At 69.8% G+C, this 5,477-nt stretch carries 5 protein-coding genes and 1 pseudogene; 2 read left to right on the forward strand and 4 right to left on the reverse strand.

Annotation, left to right across the window (positions count from 1 at the left end):
- Window positions 1-1,062 (reverse strand): annotated as a pseudogene (locus BDIM_RS12340) (hypothetical protein); the annotation flags it as partial.
- Between the two features lie 240 nt (window positions 1,063-1,302).
- On the opposite strand from BDIM_RS12340, the gene BDIM_RS12345 reads away from it, so the two are divergent.
- Entirely contained in the window at window positions 1,303-1,674 is a 372-nt protein-coding gene (locus BDIM_RS12345) for a DUF983 domain-containing protein (protein WP_003165930.1), read from the forward strand.
- 27 nt (window positions 1,675-1,701) lie between these two features.
- Here BDIM_RS12345 and BDIM_RS12350 read toward each other — a convergent pair whose 3' ends face one another.
- Window positions 1,702-3,018, reverse strand: coding sequence for a metal-dependent hydrolase family protein (locus BDIM_RS12350; RefSeq protein WP_003165931.1), 1,317 nt, complete (start codon window positions 3,016-3,018; stop codon window positions 1,702-1,704).
- A 126-nt stretch (window positions 3,019-3,144) separates the two neighbouring features.
- Here BDIM_RS12350 and BDIM_RS12355 point away from each other — a divergent pair, with 126 nt between their 5' ends.
- Window positions 3,145-3,843, forward strand: a complete 699-nt coding sequence (locus tag BDIM_RS12355) for a murein L,D-transpeptidase catalytic domain-containing protein (protein WP_003165932.1) — start codon at window positions 3,145-3,147, stop codon at window positions 3,841-3,843.
- Between the two features lie 16 nt (window positions 3,844-3,859).
- On the opposite strand, the gene purD is transcribed toward BDIM_RS12355, so the two are convergent.
- Together purD and BDIM_RS12365 are read right to left on the reverse strand one after the other, a co-directional pair.
- Entirely contained in the window at window positions 3,860-5,137 is a 1,278-nt protein-coding gene (gene purD, locus BDIM_RS12360; protein WP_003165933.1) for a phosphoribosylamine--glycine ligase, read from the reverse strand.
- Between the two features lie 72 nt (window positions 5,138-5,209).
- Window positions 5,210-5,477 (reverse strand): hypothetical protein (locus tag BDIM_RS12365; RefSeq protein WP_050796720.1); only part of this gene is annotated, 268 nt, incomplete at its 5' end.

The raw sequence follows: 5,477 nt of genomic DNA on the forward strand, positions 1-5,477 counted from the left end.
CTCCAACCCGGCCGTGGGCGAAGACAGGGTCAGGCCGCGCGGCCGCGTCACCGTGACCAGGTCGCCGTCGGCGGTGACGCTCAGATCGTCCGTCGGCGTCTCGATCGCCAGGCCGTGAGCGGTGGGCAGGAAGCCCGCGTCCACCGTGCGGCGTGCGGTCTTCAACCCCTTGCCGGGGGCCAGGGCGGTGACGGCGGCGAAGCGGTCGCCGATCATCGGGTCGGTCAGCCAGACGGTGCGGGTGGCCCCGGCCATGCGCGCGGTCAGCGACGCCTTGACCGCGTCGTCACGCTCGATGTCCACGCCGCTGGGCGAAGGCGCGGTTCCGCCGATGGTCACGACCCAGGTCGAGCCTTCGGCGCGGGCGGCCACGGCCTGGCCCGGCTCGACCGGAATGCGCACGGCGGTGAAATCGGGTCCGGCGGCCCAGCGGGTGCCGTTCAGCCCTTCGCCCTTCATCTCCATGCGGGCGGCGTGGTCGAAGACGGCCCAGACCGCCTCGCCGCGCCGGAAGACGGCGGCGCCGACCGGGCCGTTCCAGGCGAAACGCATCACCGTCTGCTGGCCCTTGACCTCGGCCGCCACCGGCACCGCCCCGCCGATCGGCACAGGGGAGGGTCGCGAGCCGTCCGCCCGCGCGCCCGGCGCATACAGGTTCAACCAGACGGCGCCGTCGGCGGTCCCGCTGGTGGCGCCCGCCCCCTCGGCCAGGGTCAGGACCAGTTCGGTCGCCCCCTGGGCGGCGCGGGTCTCGATCTTCTCCAGCCCCTTGGGCGGATCGACGCGCAGGCGGCTGACGTCGGGGGCGGCGGTCGTGCCGATGCGGACCACGACGGTGCGGCCGTCCTGGCGCACCCGCGCGCGCGATCCCACGACCCCGGCGAACTCGATCTTGGTGAAGCCTGCGTTGGCGCCGATGCGGATCTCGACCGGCGCGCCGGCCTGAGGCTGTCCTTGGGCCAGCGACGGCGCCGGAGCCAGGGGCGCGAAGACGACGACGCCCGCCGCGGCGGCCGCCACGGTCGTCTGCAGAACGCGCTTCTTGGCGGGGGCCCCGGACATATCGCGCGCATGCTCGCGCGAAGGGCTTTAATCGCGGTTAACGGGGCTTGAATCGCGGAAAAACACAACCTTCCCACGCGGATAGGACAAAACACCCGCTTGCGTCGGGGCGCCCGAAGGCCGAAACCGTCAGCCATCGTTCTTTTCAGGAACAGTCCCGTGTCCGACCCTGTCTATCCTCCGCTTAGCCCGCTCAAGACCGGCTTGCGCGGCCGCTGCCCGCGGTGCGGCGAAGGCCCCGTGTTCAAGGGCTATCTGCAGTTGCGCGAGTCCTGCCCGGAGTGCGGTCTGGATTACAGCTTCGCCGATCCGGCGGACGGCCCGGCCTTCTTCGTCATGTGCGCGGTCGGCGTCGTCGGCATGGTCGCCTTCATGATCTTCGAGTTCACCGTGCACCCGCCGATCTGGGTCCACTTCGTCGTGACCTTCCCGATCCTGGCCGCCATGTGCCTGTCGGTGTTGCGCCCCTTCAAGGGCTGGATGGTGTCCGAGCAGTATTTCCACAAGGCGGAAGAAGCCACCTTCGTCAGCGTCGGCAAGCATGGCGACGGCTACGGCTGGCGCGGCCAGGCCGAGCGCGCCGCCAAGGCCGCCGCCCGCGACAAGGGCTGAGCGGCGGCCTCTTCCTAGGCGATGGGATCAGTCGGCCCGGAAGACCTGGCCGCCCTTCATCACGAAGCGCACGCGCTCCAGTTCGGTGACGTCCGTCAGCGGGTCGCCGCCCACCGCGATCAGATCGGCGGGCATGCCCGGCGCCAGACGACCGGCTTCGTTGGAGATGCGCAGGTGCTCGGCGGCGCCGACCGTGGCGGACTGGATCGCCTGAAGCGGCGTCAGACCGGCGCGGACCAGCAGGGCGAACTCCTGGGCGTTGTCGCCGTGGGCCGAGACGCCCGAGTCGGTGCCGAACGCGATCTTGACCCCGCCGCGATGGGCGCGCGCGGCCATGTCCAGCATCTTGGGTCCGGCTTCCAGCGCCTTGGCCGTCTGGGCCGGGGTGAAGAAGTTGTCCGGGCTGGAGGCGACGCGGGCCACGAAGTCGCCCGCCATCAGGGTCGGCACCAGCCAGGCGCCGTTCGCCTTGAACTGGCGCATGGATTCATCATCCAGATAGGTGCCGTGCTCGATGGAGTCGCCGCCCGCCTTCAGGAAGGCGTTGATGCCGTCGCCGCCGTGGGCGTGGGCGGTGACCTGACGGCCCATGCGGTGGGCGACCTCGACGATGGAGGCCAGTTCGTCCTCGGTGAACTGTTGCGCCAGGCCCGCCGCCGTATTGGACAGCACGCCGCCCGTGGCCGTGATCTTGATGATGTCGGCGCCCGCGCGCACCTGCATACGGACGGCCCGACGGCAGTCTTCCGGCCCCGAACAGATGCTCTCGGGCGACATCAGGTGCAGGATGTCGTCGCGATAGCCGTTGACGTCGCCGTGGCCCCCGTGGACCGAAACGGCCGAGCCGGCGGCGATGATGCGCGGTCCCGGCACGTCGCCGCTGCGGATGGCGTCGCGCAGGGCGAAGATGGATTCGTTCGTCGCCCCCAGGTCCGCCACCGTGGTGAAGCCCGCATTGAGCGTGCGCCGCGCATACCGCGCGCCGACCATCGCCTGGGCCGCGTTGGATTGCGTCAGTCCGTCGAGACGCGAATTCGGGTTCGATTCGAAGGTCAGATGGACATGGCTGTCGATCAGTCCCGGCAGGACGAAGGCCGAGCGCAGATCGACGACGTCGCCCTCGCCGACGAAGCCGTCGCGGATCTCGACGATCTGGTTCCCTCTGATCACGAGAGTTTTATCGCGCAGCACCCGGCCGCTGGCCGGATCGGCCAAAAGCCGCCCCACTTGAACGAACTTCGTCGGCTGTTCGGCCGAAACCGACGCCGGCGTCGGGGTTTGGCGCGCTTCGGCGCCGGTCGCGGCCAGAACGGCCGCGGTCACAATCAGGGCAAGCTTTTTCATTCATCCCTCCCGTTACTGAGGCGCGCAACATAACCGTTCCAATCTTTGCGCCAAGGCCAAGGTTGCCTTGCACGGATGGTTCATGAAACAAGCCGATACAGTTGTTTAACGTGCGAGGGGCGTCGCATGCGGCTTTCCAGACGTGGCTTGATCCTGGGCGGTTCGGCCCTGTTGGCGGGGTGTTCCTCCGCCGCCTCCACCACCAGCCTTCAGCTCGCCGGAGCCGTCGCGCCTACGCTTCCGACCCTGCCTGAGCGGGCGGCGGCGGCTCATGTCCAGGTCGCTGAGGCTGGAACGACGATCGATCCCCACGGCGTCGTCCGCAAGGATCTGCTCGAACGCGCCCGCGCCGCCATGGACGTGCACGGCCATAAGATCAGCCAGCGAGACCGCATGTATCTGGTCGATTTCCAGAAGTTCTCGGGCGAGGACCGCCTCTACGAGGTCGATCTGGAAGGCGGCTGGGTCACGGCCTATCGCACCAGCCACGGGCGCGGCTCGGACCCGGCGCATTCAGGCTATGCGCAGCAGTTCTCGAACCGTCCGGACAGCCATATGTCGTCCATCGGCGCCTACGCCACGGCGGGCGCCAGCTGGGGCAGCCAGCAGGGGCCGAACGTCCTGCTGGACGGGCTGGAGTATTCCAACAACCTGGCGCGCGAACGGGCCATCATCATCCACGGCGCCGACTACGCCGATCCGGCCTTCCTGGCGCGCCAGGGCAAGCTGGGCCGGTCCTACGGCTGCTTCTCCGTGTCCCACGCCGACCTGGTCCCCTTGCGCGAACGCATGGGCGAAGGCCGGCTGCTGTTCGCCATGACCTAAAGCACGGCGGAGCCGCCTAGCGCGGCTCCAGCGCCCGCCAGCCGATGTCGGTGCGGTGGAAACCGCCCGGCCAGTCGATCTTGGCGATGGCCTCATAGGCGCGCTCGCGCGCCTGGGCCACGTCATCGCCATAGGCGCAGACGTTCAGCACCCGGCCGCCCGCCGCCGCCAGGGCGCCGTCGTCGCGCAGCTTGGTCCCCGCGTGGAAGACCTGGACGTGGGGGCCGAAGTCCTGGTCCGCGCCGCGAATGACCGAGCCTTCCAGCGGGCTGTCGGGATAACCCTTGGCCGCCAGAACCACGCAGATCACCACGCCCGGCTTGAAGGCCGGCGCCGGCGCCTGGGTCAGGTCGCCGCGCGCGCAGGCCAGCAGCAGCGGCACGATGTCGCCGTCGAACCGCATCATCAGCACCTGGCATTCCGGGTCGCCGAAACGGGCGTTGAACTCGACCACCTTGGGGCCTTCGGCCGTCGCCATCAGCCCGACATAGAGGACGCCGCGATAGGGGGCGCCTTCCTCGGCCATCTTCTGAATCGTCGGAACGACCACGCGGTCGTTCGCCGCCTGGGTGAAGTCAGCCGTGAAGACCGGCGCGGGCGAATAGGCGCCCATGCCGCCGGTGTTGGGGCCCAGATCGCCGTCGAAGGCGCGCTTGTGGTCCTGGGCGCCGCCGAACAGCACGGCCCGCGTCCCGTCCGACAGGGCGAAGAGGGAGCCCTCCTCCCCGTCCATGAATTCCTCGATCACCACGCGCGATCCGGCCGAGCCGAACCGGCCGCCCAGCATCCGCTCGATCTCGGCCTCGGCGTCGGCGCGATCGGGGCTGATGGCCACGCCCTTGCCCGCCGCCAGGCCGTCGGCCTTGATGACATAGGGTGCCGAATACTGATCCAGCGCCGTCTTGGCCGAGGCGACGTCCTCATAGACCCCATAGCCCGCCGTCGGAACGCCATGACGTTGCAGGAAGGCCTTGGAGAAGGCCTTGGACGTCTCCAGCTGCGCCGCCGCCTGCGTCGGGCCGAAGCAGGGGATGCCCGCCGCGTTCAGCCGGTCGGCCAGACCCTCGGCCAGGGCCGATTCCGGGCCGACGACGACCAGATCCGCCTTCATCTCGCGCGCCAGGGCCGCCAGGCCCTCGGCGTCGGTCGCCTTCAGGTCGGGGCGCATCTCGCCCAGCTTGGCCATGCCCGGATTGCCGGGCGCGACGACGAGCCGCGTCACCAGCGGCGACTGGGCGATCTTCCAGGCCAGGGCGTGTTCGCGCCCTCCCGATCCGACGAGCAGAATGTTCATGAAGGCGGAATGGCCGCACGCGCCGTCCCGGTCAAGCGCCGGAAAGGGTTAGCGGCCCCTCGCCTCCTGAAATCAAGGCATCCAGGCAGGCAAGGCCTTCAACTGCGCCAGCGTCATGGTCGACACCAGGTCGTAGGCGTCGCCCTCCTTCCGGGGCGTCAGACCGTCCAGCGGAATGCGCACCCAGTGCGGCCCCCCCTCGCCTGCCGGCTCGATGATCAGGCCGGTGACGGCGCCCGAGGCGTCCACATCGACCCGCTGGACGTCGCCCAGATCGACGCCCGCCGGCGTGATGAGGTCGGCGTCCTCCAACTGGGCCACGGTCAGGCCCAGCGCCATG

The sequence above is a fragment of the Brevundimonas diminuta ATCC 11568 genome (assembly GCF_000204035.1).
Taxonomy (GTDB): domain Bacteria; phylum Pseudomonadota; class Alphaproteobacteria; order Caulobacterales; family Caulobacteraceae; genus Brevundimonas; species Brevundimonas diminuta.